A 20,789-nucleotide genomic window follows, 5' to 3' on the forward strand; every position below is an offset into this window, starting at 1 on the left:
CTGAGGGAGCCGTTTTTTATCCTGCGAAGACACCGCGCTCAGCCATCATCTCGCGTAGCCGAGTGAACACCGGTCCGGCACGCAGGCCATTGTGCTGATACTCGCTGGTGATCCAGGTTTGCAGATTACCGATTTGTGCCGCGCTCTCCAGCGATAGCGTCACATCGACATACATGTCGTGGTAATACACCGCCGCCATCACTGGCACCGAGTTGTTACGCAGGCGCGTGACATCGTACAACGCAGGCCAGACTTCGCGCTCGGCCAGCAAGGACGCCGCCGCTCGGAAGGGACGCAGCGACTGCATCTGTTCGAACATCCAAGGATAGATCATCTCACCACTCAACAACGGCGAGGCGAGATCAGGCGAAAAGGCCGGTAAGGTATCGCGTACCCGCTGCGCAGCCCAGCGGGTCGCACCGCTGCTATCATCGGCATAGATGCTCTCATGCAATACGGCATACAGTGGATTATCGGCGAAGCCGCTGCGCTGCATTACCTGATTGAGAAAAGTATCGCTCAGCTCTCCCTCGGCGTTGAAGGCCTCGTCGAACAGCCACAATAGGCGCTCATCGCCCTCGCTCATCCCCAGATCCAACCCCAGAGTCAGCAGACGCTCCACGCTGAGCAGATCGCCATCGGGCAGATAGACCGTCTGATCACGCAACAGGGCGACGATGCGGTCGAGTTGCGCGCGCGCCTGAGGATAGCGGCTAAAGAAGCGCTGGTTGCAGCGTGCCAGTTGGCGGTAAGTCGCGCCATAAAGGCGCTCGGCGTCGGGAACGAGCGCAGGTAGGCCCCCGGTGATGTAACAAGCGTGCAATCCCTGCGGCGCCAAAGAGAGGTAGCTAAGGGTAATGAAACCGCCATAGCTCTGGCCCAACGTCGTCCAGGGCCGACCGCCGAAGCAATGCAGGCGTAGGTACTCCGCATCACGGACGATGGCGTCGGCACGGAAATGGCTCAAGTACTCCGCTGCCTGGGACGGGGTCATATCGCGTAATGTGCTGGCTTCGACCCGACTGCTGTTGCCCGTACCGCGCTGATCCATCAAGATCACTCGGTAATCGCGTAACGCCTCCGCCAACCAGCCGCTACGGCTGGTTGGCCGCGGGCACTTACCACCCGGGCCGCCCTGGAGAAACAACAGACAAGGCAACGCCTCCGTCTCACGCGCCAAGTCGCACAGCTCACGGGCGAATAGGGTGATACGCCGCCCGTCATCAGGATCGCGCCAATTCAGCGGCACCTCGACACGGTATTCACGCACCGCCATGCCCGGCAGCTTAAACGCTCGTTCAATCATCTTAAGACACTCCTTGGCTGGCGGGACGCACACCCGTACCGCTCCCGCGCCTTAGCTTACAGTTCCGCGATGGGGAGGCCACCGTTGCGATAGCGACTGGCCTGATCGCTGGGGGTATTGCCGAAAAACCGTTTGTATTCACGGCTAAACTGCGACGGGCTTTCGTAACCCACACGATTCGCCGCCGTGCTGGCCTTCAGGCCATCGTGCAGGATCATCATGCGCGCCTTGTGCAGGCGATAGGACTTAATGTACTGCAACGGCGAGGTGGCCGTCACCGCCTTAAAGTTATGGTGAAATGACGAAATACTCATATTGACCGACTGAGCCAGACTGTCGATGTTCAGGCTACTGGCATAGTTCTGCTCAATCATGCGCAACGCCTTAGCAATCTGGCTAAAATGACTGTGGCGGCTGGCCAAGGCGAATAACGCATCTCCCCCCGTACCACACAGGGCGTGGAATAGCATCTCACGCACGATCTGGGGGCCAAGTACTCGAGCGTGCAGCGGGCTCGCCATCGCCTCCACCAGGCGTTCACAGGCGCACAGCATCGCTTCGTCCAACGCCACCGAGCGTACTCCATCGGCCTGCGGGCGCGCAGTGGTGTGCAACCCGTCACCGATATCCATCAACAGATCCTGTAACATTTGCATGTCAACCCGTAGCGCCAAGCCAATCAACGGCTCCTCCGGCGTAGCAAATGTCTCGCACTCGCACGGTAACGGTAGCGTCATCAGCAAGTAATTGCTGGGATCATAGTGAAATACTCGCTCCCCCAAATAGCCGACTTTACGCCCCTGCAATATAATGATCAGGCTAGGCTGATACATGACCGGCGTACGCGGTTGATGTGCATTGACATAGATGAGGTTAACATGCTCGACCGGCGAGGGCTTGACCCCCGGTTGCTGATGCAGGCGTTGTACCTGCGCGGCCAACTGTTTCCATCTATCGTCGATAACCATGTAACGCTCCCATCAAATTCACTTTATTTGGCAATGATTTTGCCATTTTGATACATTTTTCTACAGCGTCTTGCAGGAATAGGCAAGCAACCAACAGAATTGGGCATTGAGCCGATTGCCCAAGGCGCTCACAATAACACTCAAATTCCATCCCGGTGCTGACGCCGGACATATTCATGCTTTTTAGCAATACGAGTGAGGGTTGCATCATGGAAAACTTTGTTCTTCATACCCCGACGAAGATCCTGTTTGGCCGCGATCAAATTGCCAAGCTGCGCGACGAAATCCCGGAACAGGCACGCGTACTCATCACCTATGGCGGGGGGAGCATCAAGCGTAACGGCGTGTTAGATCAGGTTCACGCTGCGCTTCACGGTCGTCAGGTCTTCGAATTCGGCGGTATCGAGCCAAATCCACACTACGAGACCCTGATGCGAGCGGTCGAGATGGTGCATAACGAAAAAATCGACTACCTGCTGGCCGTCGGCGGCGGCTCCGTCATCGATGGAACCAAGTTCATTGCCGCTGCCGCCGATTACGTCGGTGATCCGTGGCATATCATGGAAACCGTCGGCAGCGATGTCAGCCGTGCCATTCCGCTAGGCGTGGTACTCACCCTGCCCGCTACCGGCTCCGAAATGAACATGGGGGCGGTGATTACTCGTAGCGAAACGGGCGATAAGCTGCACTTTATGTCGCCGCATGTCATGCCACGCTTCGCCATCCTTGATCCGCAAGTCACTTACACGCTACCCGCGCGTCAGATCGCCAACGGGGTGGTCGATGCTTTCGTCCATATCGTCGAACAGTACTTGACCTATCCGGTGGATGCCCGCGTACAGGATCGCTTTGCCGAGGGGCTGCTGCTGACGTTGATCGAAGAGGGGCCGCGTGCATTGCAAGAGCCAGAAAACTATGCAGTACGCGCCAACATCATGTGGTGTGCCACCATGGCGCTCAACGGCCTGATCGGTGCCGGGGTTCCGCAAGACTGGTCGACCCATATGCTCGGCCACGAACTGACCGCCATGCATGGGCTGGATCACGCCCAGACCTTAGCCATCGTGTTGCCGAACGTTTTGCAGCTGAAACGCGATAAGAAACATGCCAAGTTGTTGCAGTACGCCGAACGGGTCTGGAACATTCACAACGGCAGCGACGATCAACGCATCGATGCCGCTATTGCCGCCACTCGGGCATTCTTCGAGCGGATGGGTATCAAGACCCACCTGAGCAATTACGGCCTGGATGGCAGCAGCATCCCCGCCCTGCTCGATAAACTGCAAGCGCATCAGATGACCGCCTTAGGGGAGCATGGCGACATCACGCTGGAGCAGAGCCGCCAGATCTACCAAGCCGCTCGCTAAACGGTCACACCAAATGCAACGGGCCGGCAATTGCCGGCCCGCTCTTTATTTCCACCACGGCGTATCACGCCTCGTCGCCGATATACTCCATAGCAACGCGTGAGGTTAGCTTGGTGATCAGCTCATAGGCGCTGATGCCGGTGCACGCCGCCACCTTCTCGACCGGCAGTCCCGGCCCCCACATGATCACCTTATCGCCTACCCGATCCTGCGCCTGTGGCCCGAGATCGACAGAGATCATATCCATCGAGACCCGTCCGACGATCGGCACTTCACGTCCATTGATCAGCACCGGCGTTCCCGACGGTGCGCTGCGCGGGTAACCATCGCCATAACCGATCGCCACCACACCGAGTCGGGTATCGCGCTCGGCCACCCAGGTGCCACCATAGCCGACGGGTTCGCCAGCCTTATGTTCGCGTACCGCGATCAGGCTAGACTGTAGGGTCATCGCCGGTTGCAGACCGTAATGGTCGGCAGCCAGAGCCAGATCCGCTTGCGGTGAGACGCCATACAGGATGATCCCCGGGCGGACCATGTCGCGATGCGACTGCGGCCACAGCAGAATGCCGCCAGAGGCGGCGATGGATTGCTCGCCCGGCTTACCCTGGACGAAGGCGTCGAAGCAGGCCAGTTGGGCCTCGGTACGCCCACACAGCGGCTCATCGGCTCGGCTGAAGTGGCTCATAAAGTTTACCGGCTGTGCCACATTGGGACAGGTACAAAGCCGCTGGTAGAAAGCTTCAGCCTGCTCTGGGCGTACCCCGAGGCGATGCATACCGGTGTCCAACTTCATCCATACCTTAACCGGGCGTTCTAACTGGGCCTGCTCCAACGCCTGCAACTGCTCTTCGCTGTGCAGCGCGGTTTCGATATTATTCGCCACCAAGACCGGTAAATCGCTGGCGGAGAAAAACCCCTCCAATAGCAGGATCGGTTTGACGATCCCACCGGAGCGCAGCATCAGGGCTTCGCCGATACGCGCCACACCGTAGCAGTCGGCCTGATGCAGAGTATTGGCGGTCTCCAACAGACCATGTCCATAGGCATTGGCCTTCACCACGGCGATAAGACGACTGTGCGGCGCAAACGTGCGGATCTGCTGAAAGTTATGTCGCAGAGCGCGGCGATCAATGAGGGCGGTTGCCGCTTTCATGTTGCTTCCTTGATTCCATTAATGAGCTGAGTTAACGATCGGGTCGGGCGTTCGGCGCCCGGCTCATGAAATTATTCCCACTGGCCGCACACGCACCGGCCTAGGGTGGATGCATCTGGCCGCCTAGGCGATCAGGCGATTAATCTTCATCGTTATAGGCCGGGCCGGCGTAGTTATCAAAGCGCGACCATTGGCCGTTAAAGGTCAGACGTACCGTGCCGATGGGGCCGTTACGTTGCTTACCGAGGATGATCTCGGCGATCCCTTTCAGATCGCTGTTCTCGTGATAGACCTCATCACGGTAGATAAACATGATCAGGTCGGCGTCCTGCTCAATAGAGCCGGATTCGCGCAAGTCGGAGTTGACCGGGCGCTTGTCGGCTCGTTGCTCCAACGAACGGTTGAGCTGCGAGAGCGCCACCACCGGCACCTGTAGCTCCTTAGCCAACGCCTTGAGGGAACGGGAAATCTCGGCGATCTCCAGAGTACGATTATCCGACAGCGACGGCACGCGCATCAGTTGCAGGTAGTCGATCATGATCAGGCTAAGGCCGTCGTGCTCGCGGAAAATGCGCCGCGCGCGCGCGCGCACCTCCGTCGGCGTCAAGCCTGAGGAGTCGTCAATGTACATATTGCGCTTCTCCAGCAGCAACCCCATGGTACTGGAGATACGTGCCCAATCCTCATCATCCAACTGACCGGTACGGATGCGCGTCTGATCGACGCGAGACAATGACGCCAACATACGCATCATGATCTGTTCGCCGGGCATCTCCAGACTGAAGATCAATACCGGTTTCTCCTGGGTCATCGCCGCGTTTTCGCACAGGTTCATCGCGAAGGTGGTCTTCCCCATCGACGGACGTGCCGCCACGATGATCAGATCGGACTTTTGCAAACCGGCGGTCTTCTTGTCCAGATCTTGATAGCCGGTGGAGACCCCGGTTACCCCATCATGCGGGCGCTGATACAGCTGTTCGATGCGCGAGACCGTGTCTTCCAGGATGCGGTCGATACTCTTCGGCCCCTCATCCTTGCTGGCACGGTTTTCGGCGATCTGGAACACGCGTGACTCAGCTAGATCCAGCAGATCTTCACTGCTGCGCCCCTGTGGATCATAACCGGCGTCGGCGATCTCATTGGCAACGGCGATCATTTCACGTACCACCGCCCGCTCACGCACGATGTCGGCATAGGCGTTAATGTTGGCGGCGCTAGGGGTATTCTTCGCCAGTTCAGCCAGGTAGGCGAAACCGCCGACATTCTCCAGATGACCCTGCTGCTCCAGCGATTCAGAAAGGGTGATCAGATCGATTGGCCGCCCCTGTTCCAGCAGACGCTGCATCTCGCCAAAAATCAAGCGATGCGGACGGCTATAAAAGTCATTGCCCACCACACGCTCGGCCACATGATCCCAGCGCTCGTTATCCAGCATTAAACCGCCCAGAACGGACTGTTCAGCCTCCAGAGAATGCGGAGGTAGCTTGAGGCCCTCCATCTGGCGATCGCGGGGAGTCTCGCGGGATTTGTTGCCGGGATTATTGCCTGCCATAGTGGAAATGCTTTACCTGTTGTGAGCTTTAGACGCGCGACAGTATAACCAATGCCAGCGCCGGACGCATGGAGTAAGTCGTAAGCAACAACAAGAGAAGCACGAGGAGAGCGGAGAGGCCCGCACCGAACGGCGCGGGCCGGTTAGTATGGCGAGCCGCGAACGACGCCACATCAGGATCAGCGCAACACCTCCACGCGATCCACATCGACGCTGACGCGCTCAGCGACATCCTTATCCACCGAGCCGTACAGGCGCAGGCGCGTCTGCGGCGTGGCGCTCACCCCCCACCATGCCTCCTGATCGATCTCGACCATCACATTCCCTTTCGCGTCTTGAAACAGGTAATGCTCGCCCCCCAGACTGCTCACGATACGCCCTTCCAAGACAACCGGTTTATCGTCCTGCATCCAGCTATAACCATTAATCTCAGCGCTATTTACCGCCCCGGTGACGGGGCCGCTAAATCCCCCTGGGCCATAATTCGGCGCGCTGTTGTTGGTGAACGCGGCGCTGGCATTAACGCTAACCAGTAAGACCAGTGCACTGAGGCTGAACTTATACATAGCTATCATCGAAATCCTATTTTTATATTAATAACAAGACGATGTAATTATCCCCACTCATCCTTAACAAATTATTAAGCCGCACGACGAACGCACTGGAAATTATCTGATTTTACTGCCCTGACATCAGCACCATGACACCGTTAGGCGATGTAAAATTAAATCCAGCCAGGTCATATGATGCGAGGACGTCGCTCACGCCAAGCGGCGTATCCTTACGCCTAATTAATTTTTTATGAAAATACTATTACGTTAATTTATTTTATAAATTAATTAATAAAGACGGCGGGAAATATGACGGGAGAGGCCAACAAAATAATCAATCGATGCGCCTCGACTCAGGTCTAGGCGCACACCATTAGCGTGATTGTTGCGGTTTCTGCCAGGCGCGGTATAGCCATACGACGACCAAGAGTAACGCCAGCCAGGGTAATAGCTTAATCGCCAGCACAAACAGGCCACCAAACAGCCAAAACAGTATGGCAAACACCGCCAATACGATGAACACGCCCAGCAACGAGATACCTGCCAGCAACATCAACACCACGAATCCCAGAAACAACATCACTTCAAACATCGCACGCGCTCCACTTAGCGTCCTCAGATATCATGGCTGGATGAATTCAAAAATCGTGCCAAGCTGAGTATATTCATTAACTCATTGAGTTCACAACTATCTGGCCGATATGGACACGACAGAGAACGCTCTGGCATGGTCAGGCTCACCAATGATTAGGCAATTTGACTGGCGGTCATCCGCCCCACGCAGTCCACGGCGGCGGACTCCGGAATTATGCCTCCCGCCGCTCGACGAAACGCAACGCCTGTTCGACCACCGAACAATCCGCCCCCGGACGGTGAGCGTTTTCGCTCAGGTGACGACGCCACTGGCGTGCGCCGGGGATCCCTTGGAACAAGCCGAGAATATGGCGAGTAATGTGGCCTAGGTAGGTCCCCTTGGCCAGCTCACGCTCAATATAGGGATAGAGCGCGCGCACCACCGCGATGCTGTCGGGCACCACGGCCTCGGCAGCGAACAGTTGGCGATCGACCTGTGCCAGCATGCCGGGATTATGATAGGCCTCACGTCCCACCATCACCCCATCGACATGACACAGGTGCGCCTGCGCCTGCGCCAGACTCGTCACCCCCCCGTTGAGGGCGATGGTCAACTGGGGAAAATCCTGCTTGAGCCGATACACCCGCGGGTAGTCCAACGGCGGCACCTCGCGATTCTCCTTGGGACTCAATCCCGACAGCCACGCCTTGCGCGCATGGACGATAAAGGTATCGCACTCCCCCTGCCCGGCAACGGTGCCGATAAAGTCACACAGAAACGCATAGCTGTCCTGCTCATCGATGCCGATGCGGGTCTTGACCGTCACCGGGATCGATACCACATCGCGCATCGCCTTAACACACTCCGCTACCAGTTGCGCCTCCCCCATCAGACAAGCGCCAAAACGGCCATTCTGCACCCGATCCGACGGGCAGCCGACATTCAGGTTGATCTCATCGTAGCCACGCGCTTCCGCCAGCGCCGCACAATGGGCCAGATCCGCCGGATTGCTGCCGCCCAACTGCAACGCCAGCGGGTGCTCCTCTTCGTTATAGGCCAGATAGTCGCCCTTACCGTGGATGATGGCGCCGGTGGTCACCATCTCGGTATACAGCAGCGTCTGACGGCTCAGTAAACGGTGAAAGTAGCGGCAATGACGATCGGTCCAATCGAGCATCGGCGCGATGGAGAAACGCTGAGAAGAAAATTTCCTCGAGCCCTTACGCTCATGGGGTACGGTCGCTGGTTCAATGTGTTGTGCCTGAGTCATTACTCGCTGTCTTCCACTATCATGCAGAGTCTAATTGCCTACCGTCGCCCCAGGGCGCCGGATGCCGCCCGGGGATCGCGCGGGCGGCGATTCTAGCATATCCGCACAGAAAAACCGCAGCGCGCCGATCCCTCGCAAGCAGGCCACGATCCGCAGCGCCTCAGCAACTAGCCCTCCCACCTGCTGCCGCTAAATCGCGATTCGCTCCCTTCCCCCTCGCCCCACGCGCCCTCACGCGCATCGCCGCGGCTATCGCTCGGCAGCAGGAAAATATCCCGGATCAAATCGGTACGGTTAGGATCGAGCCCCAACTTTTTGCTCAAGGCCCGCTTACAGTAGACCACGGCCTGCTCATGCATCCCCAGCAGGCGAGCGGTAGTAGCGATATTATTCCGATAATAAAGACTGATGAGTACCGAGGCTTCACGCAGGGTCACACCCCGCTGATACAGTGTCATAAAACCGAACGCATTCAGGCGCTCCCGTAGCGATCCCCGCTCGCCGCTGTAGACTGGCACTCCGCGCGAATAGGGCAAAAAACACAGATCCAGCGGGTGAAAATTACGCCGCTGCGTATGACGATAAAACGAATCGTAGCTAAAAGCGTAGGTTCCGGGGAAAAAACGGCTAACCAGCTGGGTTAGGTAACTCTCTCGTCGGTTGATGATGATCACCGGTAGCGCACTATGGCGACGAATATCATCCATGGCATGCAATAAGCCTTCACGCCGCCGATCGGTCATCAACAGCATACCGGGCGGGGCGCTCGCGGCATCCCCCCACGCAGGCAACTGCGAAAAATCGGCCAAGGGCATAATCGTATAATGCCGCTGATAAATCGCGCAGACGGCCTGGCGTAAAGGCCAATTGTCGATCGCCACGATGAGATCCATGTCCGTTGTTATCCTTTCCGTCGTCTGCGCACGGCAAGCGTGCATGCGGTGCCACACCTTCGCCGATATAACATTCTACTTGGCGTTCCGAGCCATGACGTCATGTCACAGCACGATCCCGTTTCCACCTCACGCTCACGCTCGACAGATCCAGGCAGAAAACCGGCATTCAGGCAGGACAGGAAAAATTACCGTGTCATCCGACGCTCGTCTGCCCACATGGTGAGGCACCAATGATATTTAGGACAAGCAAACAGCATAACTGACCCTCAACCGGTGACTGACGCTAGTCCCACGGTCGGATACATTGCGGTTATCTATGTGTGAAGGGGGAAAACGGTGAACACGTGCTCCATCGCCACGCTCCCGCGCGACTGACGCAACGTCGACGATGGCACCCATTACAGGGACTCGCCTAACTGTGATAAAATAACGTCACGCTACTGGCAGGAAACCGTACTCATGACCACCCCGACTTTGCAGCGACTGTTAACCCAGGCCGAACAACTCTGCCGACAGAGGAATGTCCGCCTAACGCCACAGAGGATGGAGGTGCTGCGCCTTATGGCCGCCCAGCAAGGCGCCATCAGCGCCTATGATCTGCTCGATCTGCTGCGCGTCTCCGAGCCTCAAGCTAAACCGCCGACCATTTATCGCGCACTCGACTTCCTGCTGGAACAGGGCTTCATTCACAAGATCGAATCCACCAACAGCTACGTGATGTGCCACCATCTCGACGAGCCTAGCCATATCTCGGCGTTACTCATCTGCCACCGTTGCGGTCAGGTGCATGAACGCCCAGCGGATGCCCTGCAACAGCAGTTGGCGATCTTGGCACAACAGGCCGGCTTTAGCGTACAACACAGCGTGATCGAGGCACACGGCCTCTGCCATGACTGCACGCAAACCCCAACGGAAACCGAAGCGACGTCAGGCTGAGGCCGTACAACACCCGCACACTCCTACGGTGCCACGGCGGGGGAAAACCAGCTGCCCGCGCGCCAGCAACGCCGCCAGATCAGCCACAACGACAGCCCTCGCAGTGTGAGAAAGACCGCCAATGCCAACCACAACCCCTGATTGCCCAGCCAGGGCACGCTCAGCAACGCCACGCCATAGCCTAACGCCGCCAGCACCATGCTGTTACGCATATCGGCGCCACGCGTCGCGCCGATGAAGAGCCCATCTAACAGGTAACACCACACCCCGAGTAACGGCAATACCATCTGCCAGGGCAGGTAAACCCGCGCCAATGCGCGCACTTGTGGCAAGGTAGTCAATAGATCGATGATGGCGCGGCCAAATAGACCATAGCTGACCGCAAACAATAGGGCGACCAGGCCGGCCTGACGACAGGCGGCGCGCCACACCTGTTGTAATCCAGCGGTATCGCGCGCGCCATAGGCGCGTCCCGAGTGCGCCTCAACCGCATAGGCGAAACCGTCAAGAGCGTAAGCGGTGAAAGTCAGCAGATTCATCAGCACCGCATTCACCGCCACCACGCCAGCGCCTAGGCGGGCGCCGATCACCGTCAGCGAGGCGAAGCAGATCTGCAACAACAGAGAGCGCAACATGATATCGCGGTTCAACGCCAGCAGGCGGCGCAGATCGCCACGCCAAGCGTGCTGGAAATGCACGCGTCGTAACCCACGTTGTCGCATGACGTGTAGCAACAACGCCCCCCCCAATAATAACGTGGCGTAGTCGGCGATCAGCGTAGCCCAGGCCGCCCCGGCTACCTTCCATCCCAAACCGACCACCAGCCAGAGATCCAATACGATATTGACCAGATTTCCCGTGACCAGCAGTATGACCGGCGCTCGGGCATACTGTACCCCCAATAGCCAGCCGAGGATCACCAGATTGGCCAAGGTGGCTGGCGCGCTCAACCAGCGAATGCGCATGAATAGCTGGGCCTGTGCCTGAATCGCCGCCTCGGCACCGACCATCCGTAGTACCAGGTCGCTCAACGGGCCACGCAACGCGACGATCACACCACCAGCCAGTAACGCCATGATCAGCGGCTGCACTAACGCCCGAGCCAGGGCGGGACGATCATCCGCACCGTATGCCTGGGCACATAGCCCGGTGGTACTCATACGCAAAAACAGCAGTAACATGAACAGAAAGGTCGTCGCCATGCTGCCCACCGCCACCCCACCTAGGTAAACGGGTGAGTCCAAATGGCCGATCACCGCCGTATCCACCAAGCCGAGCAGCGGTACCGAGACATTGGAGAGGATCATCGGCAGCGCTAAGCGCCATAATGCCTTGTCCGCTTGCGGAAAACCTTGCATCACACCCCCTTATCGCTGCGGGCCGCCTATGCCCACGATGAGACCCATAAAAAACCCCGCGTACTCGATGTCCGCGGGGTGAGAAAATGACGAAACGCATCGGCCTAACCGAGCCGGGAAGGGCCAAGGCCGACGTGATTTAGATCCAGTCGCCGTTACGGATCACGCCGACCGCCAATCCCTCGATGGTAAAATTCTGCTCGCGCAGATCAACCACGATAGGCTGAAAGTCGCTATTCTCTGGTAGCAACTGCACCACATTACCTTGTTTTTTCAAGCGTTTTACTGTGACTTCGTCTTCGATGCGCGCCACAACCACCTGGCCGTTGCGCACATCCTGCGTCTTGTGTACCGCCAGCAGATCGCCATCCAGGATACCGATGTCTCGCATCGACATCCCATTCACCCGCAAGAGAAAATCAGCGCTGGGTTTAAACAACGACGGATCAACCTGGTAATAGCCTTCGATATGTTGCTGCGCCAACAAGGGTTCACCTGCCGCGACTTGACCGATCAACGGCAGACCCGACTCGTCCTCCATCAGTAGACGAATACCACGGGAAGCCCCTGAGACAATCTCGATCACCCCTTTGCGCTGTAACGCTTTCAGGTGTTCCTCTGCCGCATTGGGTGAGCGGAAGCCGAGGCGCTGGGCGATCTCGGCACGCGTCGGCGGCATGCCGGTTTGCTCGATATGATCGCGAATCAGATCATAGACCTGCTGCTGCCTGGCCGTTAATGCTTTCATTCCGCCCCCTGTTCGTTTATACAGTTTTGCTGTGAGTATATACAGGTGGCGGATAATTTAAAACCGTGAAATACATAAAACAACGCGCTCTGGGTGCGATCCCGCGCGAACCTCTGCCGGAGTAGGAACATCAATTCTTACTCTGCGCACGATAGATTCGCTGTGGGCGCCCCACCTTACCGTAGACAATCTCTGCCACAATCTGCTGGCGCGCGGTGCAGAACTCCAAGTAACGACGCGCCGTAGTCCGACTCAACATCAAGCTCTGCGCCACGCTCTCTGCGGTGTGGCGCGCTTGCTCATCGACGAATAGGGCCTGTACCTTCTCCAGCGTCAACGCATCGATGCCCACTGGCAGATCCTCTTTACTGTCGCCACGCGCATAAGCGTTATACATGCTATCGATCTGACGTTGGCTGGCATTCTGATGCCCGCTGAGCATGGCATGACGCTGCTGATAACGCTCCAATGTCTGGCCTAACCGTTCGTAAGCGATGGGTTTAATTAGGTAATCGAAAGCACCACCGCGCACCGCCTCGGAAACCGTGTCCATATCGCTGGCAGCGGTCGTCAGTACCACACCGCCGGGATAGCGTTGTTGAGCCAACTCATGCAGTAGCTGTACACCGACACCGTCGGGCAAATAATTATCCAACAGGACTAAATCCGGGTGAAAGCTTTTAATCATCGCCCGGGCTTGCGCCAGATTACCGGCCAGCCACAGTTGGTCGCAGCAAGGGTGATTACGAATAAACTCCGCGTGCATCTCAGCCAGCGGAGTCTCATCCTCGACGATTAATATATTGATTTTATTCATGCTCACTCTTCACCTTCGGGATAAATACAGAAAATAGGGTGCCATAGGGCTGGTTATCCTCCAGCGTAATGGTGCCACCGCAACGTCCCACATAGCGGGCGATAAGATAGAGGCCGATGCCATGTTCCCCCGGCTCCTCTACCTTGCTACTGACGCCCTGCTCAAAAATTTTATCTTTCAACGTATCCGGCACACCACATCCTTGGTCAGCCACCTCGATAATGACCTCCGCCCCCTCATCCGACAAGTACACCTCAACACACCCATTGCCTGCGGGGTTCTTCAGACTGGCATCGAAGGCGTTATCCAACAGGTTGCCGATTACCGCCGCAAATTCTGTACTATCTAAACCGGCGGGCAGGGCATGCAACTGGCTACCTTCGACAATCGTCAAGGTCAGCCCCAACTCGCGCGCCCGATGCACTTTACCAAATAACAGGCCGGCGACCACCTTATCGCTAAAGGCATCACGCAAATGATCGATCAGTTGCTGTTGCTCCTGCGAGGCACCACGCACCATCTCTAATGCGCGGTCATATTCCTTCATCTGTAACAGCCCGCTGAGTGTCGACATCCAGTTGAGATGCTCATGACGCACGGTGCGTAGGCTATCGACATACTGCCGGATCTGTGTCAATTGTGCATTCAGCGTATTAATATCATCTTTACTACGGAAACTAATGATCGCGCCAAGCAGTGTATCGCCGTCGCCAGAACGGATGGTGGCCCGGTTGGCTATCACATTCAGACCATTAAAGGTCAGAATCGCGTCGCGCCGATCCTCATCGATACGATCGGTAAAGAAAGCCGCTGGCGCAACGACCTGACTAATTGGCAGCCCCAGCCACTGGCGTCCAGGGGCGCTCAGCCCCAACATTTTGCGGGCATTGCGGTTTATTGCCGTGATCTGCCCCTCAGGATCGACCGCGATCAAGCCCTCGAACACCGCGCCAAACAGCGCCTCCATCTGACGCACCACTTGCGCTATCTGGCGGGGCTCCATCCCCATCATCTGACGACGGATATGGCCGGCAAATAACCAAGAGAGCAGCATCATCAACACCAGAACCCCGACAAAGACTCCCGCCATCGGCAGCAAGAAGTCGAGCCGCCAACTGTCGATCTTGCTCACCAGATAGCCGAGGGAGACGACGCCGATCACTTTTCCTTGGTGATCGAAGATGGGCGTCTTGGCGCGCATCGCCATGCCCAACGAGCCTTTGCCGGAAATGAAGTAACTCTCTCCGCGTTCGAGAGCGCCCGGCTTGTTAAATTGCATCTTGTAGCCGATCTTGGCCGGATTCGGATGGTACAAGCGAATCGCGTTACGATCGCCGATGACCACATAATCGAAGTCGGTCCCCGATCCCAAACGATCGGCAATCTGCGCCAGACGGTGAATATCGCGATCCTTCACCCCCGCGATGATGCTATCCATCGAAGCGATAATCTTGGCCTGATTCATCGCCATGTCCCGCACCTGTCTCGTCATGTAGTCTTCAAAACTCGCAGACAAGTATTTCCCCAATGCGGCGAACAGACAGCAAGAAACTAACAGGAGCAGGAGGAAGATACGTAATGGGAACGCCATGCGACGGAAAAAATTGACCGCGTTACTCTTTGGCATTCTTACCATCGTCATCTCACCTTTTAATACATTTCGATTACCTTTAATCCCCTCAAATGTAACCGATTTGTTTCCAGTTAAACTGTTCATAATGTTTTTCTACGTCGCAGATTATCGCTATTAAACTAATTACGCAAATAAAAACCAGCGAATAAAATTCTTTATTTAAAATTACGAAAATAAAAACTATTAAGGTAATTTAAAACTGCTTTCCGTTTGTGAATTAGGTCAAAAACTCCTGGCTAATTACTAACTAGGATTAATTTAACCACAGCCGATGGTAATAAAAACAGGTGAAAAGTTTTATTACTATAGGTTGAACATGAAAAGTTAGTAAGTTGATAAAAGATACATTTATTTAACTTAGCCATGCTAATGCAGCGCAGGGATCCCTATGTTCAGCAATACTGTTTTCACCCAGGTTAAGCGCTCTGAGCAAAAAAGGATTGCCGCTATCACTCAGTTTCTGCGTGAAAATGGGCTTAATATAGATACTTCTGTAGAAGTATTTATTTGCGCGAAACGCGATAACAAAATTATCGCCTGCGGTGGTCTCGCTGGCGATATCATAAAATGCGTCGCCATCAGTGCATCAGCCCGTGGCGAGGGATTAGCCCTTACGCTGGCGACCGAACTCGTCAATTTGGCTTATGATTTAGGTCGAAACAATCTTTTTATTTATACAAAAGAAGAAAACGAAGCGATGTTTCGCCAATGCGGATTCGCCACCATTACCCGCGTACCTGGGATTATGGTGTTGATGGAAAACAGTAAAGTCCGCTTACAACGTTATGCCGAAAATTTAGCAACGCTACGCCACCCCGGGAAAAAAATTGGCGCTATCGTGATGAACGCCAATCCGTTCACCAACGGGCATCGCTATCTCGTCCGCCAGGCGGCCAGTCAGTGCGACTGGTTGCACCTCTTTCTGGTTCGCGAAGACACCTCGCGCTTTTCTTATGAGGATCGTTTGGCGCTGGTTCGTGAAGGGGTGGGTGATATCACCAACCTCACGCTACACTCCGGCTCCGAATATATTATCTCGCGCGCCACCTTCCCTTGCTATTTCATCAAAGAGCAAGGCGTGGCCGACAACTGTTACACCGAAATCGATATCAAGATATTCCGGCAGTATCTGGCGCCAGCGCTGGGCATCACCCACCGCTTTGTCGGGACAGAACCCTTCTGCCCGGTTACCGCCAAATACAATCAGGATATGCGTTACTGGCTGGAGACACCGGCGTTGCCCTACCCGCCGATCCATCTGGTTGAAGTGGCTAGGCTGACCTATCACAACACCCCCATTTCTGCCTCCTGGGTACGCAAGCTGCTGGTACGCAAAGATCTTCCGGCAATCACCCCACTGGTACCCGAAGCGACCCGCGCCTATCTGGCGCGCCTGATCGCCACGATGCCCGCGGGTGTCGAGCGCCGCCCCCAGGAATCCGTCTTAGTTACAGGTGACAAATGAAAATAAACCACGCAGCCGTCGCAGGCACCCTTGAGTCGAGCGACGTGATGGTGCGCATCGCGCCCATTGAAGACGACCAGGCCCTCGACCTGCAAATCAGCAGCAGCGTCGAAAAACAGTTTGGCGACGCTATCCGCGCCACCGTAATGGAAGTGCTCAACCAGCACCAGATCCGAGGCGTACAGCTGATCATCGACGACAAAGGCGCTCTCGACTGTGTCCTACGCGCCCGTCTGGAAACGCTGTTGGCGCGTGCCGCCGACCTGGTCAGCTTGCCTTGGGAGGATCGCGCATGACACCGCAACAGAAAACCCGTACCCGCCGCAGCATGCTGTTCGTGCCCGGCTCCAACGCCGCCATGCTAAGCAACGCCTTTATCTATAAGGCCGATGCCTTGATGTTCGATCTGGAAGACTCCGTGGTACTGCGTGAGAAAGATGCCGCACGTCGCCTGGTCTACCATGCACTGCAACATCCGCTGTACCACGACATTGAAACCATCGTGCGCGTCAACGCCTTGGACTCCGAGTTCGGCGTCGCCGACCTGGAGGCTGTCGTCCGGGCCGGGGTCGATGTGGTACGTCTGCCCAAGACCGATAGTGCCGAAGATGTTATCGCCATCGAAAATGAGATCGCGCGCATCGAACGGGCCTGTGGACGTGAAGTGGGTAGCACCGGTCTACTGGCCGCGATCGAATCCGCCCAAGGTATTACCCAAGCCGTCGCCATCGCCCACGCCTCACCCCGTCTCATCGGCATCGCGCTCGGTGCCGAAGACTATGTACGCAACCTACGTACCGAGCGTTCCCCGGATGGGATCGAACTGCTGTTCGCCCGTTGCAGCATTCTGCAAGCCGCTCGCTCGGCCGGCATCCAGGCCTTTGACACCGTCTACTCCGACGCCAACAACGACGAGGGCTTCCTGCGCGAGGCCGCCCACATCAAACAGCTGGGCTTTGACGGTAAGTCACTGATCAATCCGCGTCAGATCGAGTTGCTGCACAACTTGTATGCCCCGACACAAAAAGAGGTTGATCACGCGCGCCTGGTCGTTGACGCCGCCGAAGCCTCCGCGCGCGAAGGGCGCGGCGTGGTTTCCCTGAACGGCAAGATGGTCGATAGCCCGGTTATCGAACGCGCGCGTCTGGTGCTTTCCCGCGCGGCGCTTTCCGGCATCCGTGAAGAATAAGGCGATAAAGATGACACAAGATACCCAACGAAACGCCCGCGTAACCGCCTTTAGCCAGCAGGATGGCGCGTTGCCGGCATTTAACGACGTCCGCAAGGCAGATTATCAGCAACAGCGTCCGCGCGATCGCAAACTGTGTGCGGATCTGCAAGAGGCTATCCGGCGCAGCGGACTGCGCGATGGCATGACCATCTCCTTCCATCACGCTTTCCGTGGCGGCGATTTGACCCTGAACCAGGTGATGGATGCCATCGCCGCCATGGGATTCAAAGATCTGACCCTGGCCTCCAGTTCCCTAAGTGACTGCCATGCGCCATTGGTCGGCCATATTCGTAACGGCGTGGTGCGCAAGATCTACACTTCCGGGCTGCGTGGCCCGCTGGCCGATGCCATCTCCCATGGTCTGCTCGACGAGCCGGTTCAGATCCACTCCCATGGTGGTCGCGTTCACCTGATCAATAGCGGTGAACTGAACATCGACGTCGCCTTCCTCGGGGTACCCGCCTGTGACGCCTTCGGTAACGCCAATGGCTACACCGGCAATGCCTGCTGCGGCTCGCTGGGCTATGCGCGCGCCGACGCTGAGGCCGCCAATAAAGTCGTCCTGTTGACCGAAGAGATCCTGCCTTATCCGCACAACCCGGCTAGCCTGAGCCAAGATCAAGTCGACCTGATCGTCCAAGTCGACCATGTCGGCGATGCCAGTAAGATCGGAGCCGATGCCACCCGTATGACCTCCAACCCGCGCGAGCTTTTGATCGCCCGAAGCGCAGCAGAAGTAATCGCTCACTCCGGCTACTTTAACGAAGGCTTCTCGTTGCAAACTGGCACCGGCGGTGCCTCACTGGCGGTCACGCGCTTCCTCGAAGACAAGATGCGCCGCGCCAACATCCGCGCCGACTTCGCTTTGGGCGGCATCACCTCTACCATCGTCGATCTGCACGAAAAGGGCTATATCCGTAAGTTGCTCGACGTACAGAGTTTCGACCGCGCCGCCGCGGGCTCTCTGGCACGCAATCCGAACCACATCGAAATCAGCGCTAACCAGTATGCAAACTGGAGTTCCAAAGGCGCCGCCGTCGATCGGCTTGACGTGGTGGTGCTGAGTGCGTTGGAAGTGGACACTCACTTCAATGTTAACGTACTGACCGGATCCGACGGAGTACTGCGCGGCGCCTCCGGTGGTCACTGCGATACCGCCATCGGCTCTGCGCTCTCCATCATCGTGGCGCCGCTGGTACGCGGACGTATCCCGACTATCGTCGATAACGTGCTGACTTGCGTCACGCCGGGCTCCAGCATCGACATCCTGGTCACCGACCACGGTATCGCCGTCAACCCGGCGCGTCCGGAGCTGGCACAGCGCCTCAGCGATGCCGGCATGCCGCTGGTCAGCATCGAGTGGCTACGTGATCGTGCCCTCTCTCTGACCGGTAAACCGAAGCCGATCGCCTTTACCGATAAGGCGGTCGCCGTGGTGCGTTATCGCGACGGCTCCGTCATCGACGTGGTTCGCCAGGTCAAGGAATAAGCGATGATGCCCCTGCTCCCCGATTTGGCGACCAGCCATACCGTCACACTACCGGAACTGCTCCTCAGCCGTGAATGCAGGCAGTCTCGGCAAGCGGCATGGCTGGCACGCCATACCTGTACGCTGATCTCCTTCACCGTGGTCGCTCCCGGCCCGGTCAAGGACAGCGCCCTGACCCGCCGGATCTTCAATGCCGGCATCGACGCGCTAAACCAACTGGCGCAGCGTCAGGCATGGACTATCAGGGAGCAGTGCTCACTGGACTTAGCCACCGGCCCGGAAGGGCTGATGGCCATCGCCGCGCCAGCCGACGCGGTCAAACGGGCCACCATGGACTTAGAGCAGGCCCACCCGCTGGGCCGGCTATGGGATCTCGATGTGTTGACCCCCAGCGGACAGATTCTGTCGCGCGGCGACTATCAGTTGCCCGTGCGCCGCTGCCTGATTTGCCAGCGTCCCGCCGTGTTGTGCGCCCGTGAGCGCCGCCACAGCGTGATCCAACTCATCGCTCATATGGAGGCATTAGTTAATGATGCCGCACCTATCGCTCTCTAACACCTCAGCGAATACGCTCGAACGCCTCTGTGCCCACGCAGGCGAACTGGGTTGGCGTGCCATGCTGGCCGAAGTCAACCTGACGCCGAAGCCAGGCCTGGTCGATCGTCACAACAACGGCGCTCACTATGACATGGCGCACAGCGACTTCTTGCGCAGTGCCGATGCCATCGCGCCGTGGCTGCCCCGCTTCGTCGAATACGGCGCCAACAGCGCCGCCCTGCAAGCCAGCGATGCGTTACCTGGATTGCGGGCGATCGGCCAAGCCTGTGAAGCAGACATGTTCCGCGCCACCGCCGGGGTCAATACCCATAAGGGCAGCATCTTTTCTCTCGGCTTACTGTGCGCCGCCATGGGGCGTAGCCACCAGCACGGCCTCGCCCTCACCCCCGAACGCTTATGCAGCTATGCGGCGCAATTCTGCCGCGGCCTGGTAGCTCGGGAGCTGGTCGCGTTGCCTGCTGGACAGGCCAGCACGGCCGGCCAACGTCTTTTTGTCTCTCAAGGCATCAGCGGTGCCCGCGGCGAAGCCGAGGCGGGCTATCCCCTAGTGATACAACTGGCGCTTCCCCATTACCGGCAGTTGCTGACCACCGGACGTGATCCGGAATTGGCCTTGCTCGAAACCCTGCTGCTGCTAATGGCCCATAACCAAGACACCAATGTCGCGGCGCGGGGCGGTATGACTGCCCTGCGCTGGATGCGGCAACGCGCCGCCGCATTGCTGGCAAGCGGTGGCATCCGCACGCCAGACGATCTGCTGGCGCTACAGCGTTTTGATGAAGAGTGCATCGGCCGCCATCTGAGCCCGGGCGGCAGCGCGGATCTTCTGATCCTGACCTGGTTTCTGGCTCACCTCTGTTACCCGATTTTGCAAGCTGAACATTAAAAATATCATCCTTACCGGAGTCATCAGT

20 protein-coding genes are annotated in these 20,789 nt (G+C 57.3%); 8 read left to right on the plus strand and 12 right to left on the minus strand.

Annotated features, from left to right (window positions below; genetic code table 11):
- Positions 1 to 16 precede the first annotated feature (16 nt).
- Complete coding sequence (locus EHO01S_RS14615; RefSeq protein WP_024524662.1) at positions 17 to 1,306, minus strand: alpha/beta fold hydrolase; 1,290 nt, start codon at positions 1,304 to 1,306, stop codon at positions 17 to 19.
- A gap of 56 nt (positions 1,307 to 1,362) precedes the next feature.
- Positions 1,363 to 2,274, minus strand: coding sequence for an AraC family transcriptional regulator (locus EHO01S_RS14620; RefSeq protein WP_024524663.1), 912 nt, complete (start codon positions 2,272 to 2,274; stop codon positions 1,363 to 1,365).
- A gap of 209 nt (positions 2,275 to 2,483) precedes the next feature.
- On the opposite strand from EHO01S_RS14620, the gene yqhD reads away from it, so the two are divergent.
- Positions 2,484 to 3,641, plus strand: a complete 1,158-nt coding sequence (yqhD, locus tag EHO01S_RS14625) for an alcohol dehydrogenase (RefSeq protein WP_024524664.1) — start codon at positions 2,484 to 2,486, stop codon at positions 3,639 to 3,641.
- A gap of 64 nt (positions 3,642 to 3,705) precedes the next feature.
- On the opposite strand, the gene alr is transcribed toward yqhD, so the two are convergent.
- From alr to EHO01S_RS14655, 6 genes are all read right to left on the minus strand, one after another.
- A complete protein-coding gene (gene alr, locus EHO01S_RS14630; RefSeq protein ID WP_024524665.1) occupies positions 3,706 to 4,797 on the minus strand; it encodes an alanine racemase in 1,092 nt (363 codons plus the stop codon).
- Between the two features lie 139 nt (positions 4,798 to 4,936).
- Positions 4,937 to 6,349, minus strand: coding sequence for a replicative DNA helicase (gene dnaB / locus EHO01S_RS14635; RefSeq protein WP_024524666.1), 1,413 nt, complete (start codon positions 6,347 to 6,349; stop codon positions 4,937 to 4,939).
- Between the two features lie 179 nt (positions 6,350 to 6,528).
- Complete coding sequence (locus EHO01S_RS14640) at positions 6,529 to 6,915, minus strand: NirD/YgiW/YdeI family stress tolerance protein (RefSeq protein WP_024524667.1); 387 nt, start codon at positions 6,913 to 6,915, stop codon at positions 6,529 to 6,531.
- 358 nt (positions 6,916 to 7,273) lie between these two features.
- Positions 7,274 to 7,492, minus strand: coding sequence for an envelope stress response protein PspG (pspG, locus tag EHO01S_RS14645; RefSeq protein ID WP_024524668.1), 219 nt, complete (start codon positions 7,490 to 7,492; stop codon positions 7,274 to 7,276).
- A gap of 214 nt (positions 7,493 to 7,706) precedes the next feature.
- Positions 7,707 to 8,744 carry a tRNA dihydrouridine(20/20a) synthase DusA gene (gene dusA / locus EHO01S_RS14650; protein ID WP_024524669.1) on the minus strand — a complete coding sequence of 346 codons (1,038 nt, stop codon included), beginning with the start codon at positions 8,742 to 8,744 and terminating at the stop codon, positions 7,707 to 7,709.
- A gap of 167 nt (positions 8,745 to 8,911) precedes the next feature.
- A complete protein-coding gene (locus EHO01S_RS14655) occupies positions 8,912 to 9,637 on the minus strand; it encodes a tetratricopeptide repeat protein (RefSeq protein WP_024524670.1) in 726 nt (241 codons plus the stop codon).
- 462 nt (positions 9,638 to 10,099) lie between these two features.
- On the opposite strand from EHO01S_RS14655, the gene zur reads away from it, so the two are divergent.
- A complete protein-coding gene (zur, locus tag EHO01S_RS14660; RefSeq protein WP_024524671.1) occupies positions 10,100 to 10,576 on the plus strand; it encodes a zinc uptake transcriptional repressor Zur in 477 nt (158 codons plus the stop codon).
- A gap of 23 nt (positions 10,577 to 10,599) precedes the next feature.
- On the opposite strand, the gene dinF is transcribed toward zur, so the two are convergent.
- The 4 genes from dinF to dpiB all read right to left on the minus strand — a co-directional run bounded on the left by dinF (position 10,600) and on the right by dpiB (position 15,135).
- Complete coding sequence (gene dinF, locus EHO01S_RS14665) at positions 10,600 to 11,934, minus strand: MATE family efflux transporter DinF (protein ID WP_024524672.1); 1,335 nt, start codon at positions 11,932 to 11,934, stop codon at positions 10,600 to 10,602.
- A 139-nt stretch (positions 11,935 to 12,073) separates the two neighbouring features.
- Entirely contained in the window at positions 12,074 to 12,682 is a 609-nt protein-coding gene (lexA, locus tag EHO01S_RS14670) for a transcriptional repressor LexA (RefSeq protein WP_024524673.1), read from the minus strand.
- A gap of 130 nt (positions 12,683 to 12,812) precedes the next feature.
- Positions 12,813 to 13,499, minus strand: coding sequence for a two-component response regulator DpiA (gene dpiA / locus EHO01S_RS14675; RefSeq protein WP_024524674.1), 687 nt, complete (start codon positions 13,497 to 13,499; stop codon positions 12,813 to 12,815).
- Positions 13,492 to 15,135 (minus strand): sensor histidine kinase DpiB, encoded by a 1,644-nt coding sequence (gene dpiB / locus EHO01S_RS14680; protein ID WP_024524675.1) that lies wholly within the window; start codon positions 15,133 to 15,135, stop codon positions 13,492 to 13,494. The genes dpiA and dpiB overlap by 8 nt, the downstream gene beginning before the upstream one ends.
- A 385-nt stretch (positions 15,136 to 15,520) precedes the next feature.
- Between dpiB and citC the strand changes: the two genes are divergently transcribed.
- From citC to citG, 6 genes are read left to right on the plus strand one after another with little or no spacing between them, the layout of a single operon-like run.
- The gene (gene citC, locus EHO01S_RS14685; protein ID WP_024524676.1) at positions 15,521 to 16,597 is read left to right on the plus strand and encodes a [citrate (pro-3S)-lyase] ligase; all 1,077 of its coding nucleotides are present in this window, start codon (positions 15,521 to 15,523) and stop codon (positions 16,595 to 16,597) included.
- On the plus strand, positions 16,594 to 16,893 hold the full coding sequence (gene citD / locus EHO01S_RS14690) for a citrate lyase acyl carrier protein (protein ID WP_024524677.1): 300 nt from the start codon (positions 16,594 to 16,596) through the stop codon (positions 16,891 to 16,893). Before citC ends, citD begins: the two co-directional genes overlap by 4 nt.
- Entirely contained in the window at positions 16,890 to 17,786 is an 897-nt protein-coding gene (citE, locus tag EHO01S_RS14695) for a citrate (pro-3S)-lyase subunit beta (protein WP_024524678.1), read from the plus strand. The genes citD and citE overlap by 4 nt, the downstream gene beginning before the upstream one ends.
- Before the next feature lie 10 nt (positions 17,787 to 17,796).
- Complete coding sequence (gene citF / locus EHO01S_RS14700) at positions 17,797 to 19,317, plus strand: citrate lyase subunit alpha (protein WP_024524679.1); 1,521 nt, start codon at positions 17,797 to 17,799, stop codon at positions 19,315 to 19,317.
- 3 nt (positions 19,318 to 19,320) lie between these two features.
- Positions 19,321 to 19,872, plus strand: a complete 552-nt coding sequence (citX, locus tag EHO01S_RS14705) for a citrate lyase holo-[acyl-carrier protein] synthase (protein ID WP_035370711.1) — start codon at positions 19,321 to 19,323, stop codon at positions 19,870 to 19,872.
- Positions 19,850 to 20,761 carry a triphosphoribosyl-dephospho-CoA synthase CitG gene (gene citG, locus EHO01S_RS14710; RefSeq protein WP_370447919.1) on the plus strand — a complete coding sequence of 304 codons (912 nt, stop codon included), beginning with the start codon at positions 19,850 to 19,852 and terminating at the stop codon, positions 20,759 to 20,761. The genes citX and citG overlap by 23 nt, the downstream gene beginning before the upstream one ends.
- Positions 20,762 to 20,789: the final 28 nt, after the last annotated feature.

This window comes from Edwardsiella hoshinae NBRC 105699 = ATCC 33379, assembly GCF_000474215.1.
Classification (GTDB): domain Bacteria; phylum Pseudomonadota; class Gammaproteobacteria; order Enterobacterales; family Enterobacteriaceae; genus Edwardsiella; species Edwardsiella hoshinae.

What these genes read in the sequence shown, in the direction of transcription:
- lexA (WP_024524673.1), bottom strand. Translation starts at nt 12,682, where the DNA reads ATGAAAGCATTAACGGCCAGGCAGCAGCAGGTCTATGATCTGATTCGC.
- pspG (WP_024524668.1), bottom strand. Translation starts at nt 7,492, where the DNA reads ATGTTTGAAGTGATGTTGTTTCTGGGATTCGTGGTGTTGATGTTGCTG.
- EHO01S_RS14615 (WP_024524662.1), bottom strand. Translation starts at nt 1,306, where the DNA reads ATGATTGAACGAGCGTTTAAGCTGCCGGGCATGGCGGTGCGTGAATAC.
- EHO01S_RS14655 (WP_024524670.1), bottom strand. Translation starts at nt 9,637, where the DNA reads ATGGATCTCATCGTGGCGATCGACAATTGGCCTTTACGCCAGGCCGTC.
- EHO01S_RS14620 (WP_024524663.1), bottom strand. Translation starts at nt 2,274, where the DNA reads ATGGTTATCGACGATAGATGGAAACAGTTGGCCGCGCAGGTACAACGC.
- zur (WP_024524671.1), top strand. Translation starts at nt 10,100, where the DNA reads ATGACCACCCCGACTTTGCAGCGACTGTTAACCCAGGCCGAACAACTC.
- citD (WP_024524677.1), top strand. Translation starts at nt 16,594, where the DNA reads ATGAAAATAAACCACGCAGCCGTCGCAGGCACCCTTGAGTCGAGCGAC.
- dpiA (WP_024524674.1), bottom strand. Translation starts at nt 13,499, where the DNA reads ATGAATAAAATCAATATATTAATCGTCGAGGATGAGACTCCGCTGGCT.
- EHO01S_RS14640 (WP_024524667.1), bottom strand. Translation starts at nt 6,915, where the DNA reads ATGTATAAGTTCAGCCTCAGTGCACTGGTCTTACTGGTTAGCGTTAAT.
- citG (WP_370447919.1), top strand. Translation starts at nt 19,850, where the DNA reads ATGCCGCACCTATCGCTCTCTAACACCTCAGCGAATACGCTCGAACGC.
- yqhD (WP_024524664.1), top strand. Translation starts at nt 2,484, where the DNA reads ATGGAAAACTTTGTTCTTCATACCCCGACGAAGATCCTGTTTGGCCGC.
- citF (WP_024524679.1), top strand. Translation starts at nt 17,797, where the DNA reads ATGACACAAGATACCCAACGAAACGCCCGCGTAACCGCCTTTAGCCAG.
- alr (WP_024524665.1), bottom strand. Translation starts at nt 4,797, where the DNA reads ATGAAAGCGGCAACCGCCCTCATTGATCGCCGCGCTCTGCGACATAAC.
- citX (WP_035370711.1), top strand. Translation starts at nt 19,321, where the DNA reads ATGATGCCCCTGCTCCCCGATTTGGCGACCAGCCATACCGTCACACTA.
- dpiB (WP_024524675.1), bottom strand. Translation starts at nt 15,135, where the DNA reads ATGGTAAGAATGCCAAAGAGTAACGCGGTCAATTTTTTCCGTCGCATG.
- citE (WP_024524678.1), top strand. Translation starts at nt 16,890, where the DNA reads ATGACACCGCAACAGAAAACCCGTACCCGCCGCAGCATGCTGTTCGTG.
- dnaB (WP_024524666.1), bottom strand. Translation starts at nt 6,349, where the DNA reads ATGGCAGGCAATAATCCCGGCAACAAATCCCGCGAGACTCCCCGCGAT.
- dinF (WP_024524672.1), bottom strand. Translation starts at nt 11,934, where the DNA reads ATGCAAGGTTTTCCGCAAGCGGACAAGGCATTATGGCGCTTAGCGCTG.
- dusA (WP_024524669.1), bottom strand. Translation starts at nt 8,744, where the DNA reads ATGACTCAGGCACAACACATTGAACCAGCGACCGTACCCCATGAGCGT.
- citC (WP_024524676.1), top strand. Translation starts at nt 15,521, where the DNA reads ATGTTCAGCAATACTGTTTTCACCCAGGTTAAGCGCTCTGAGCAAAAA.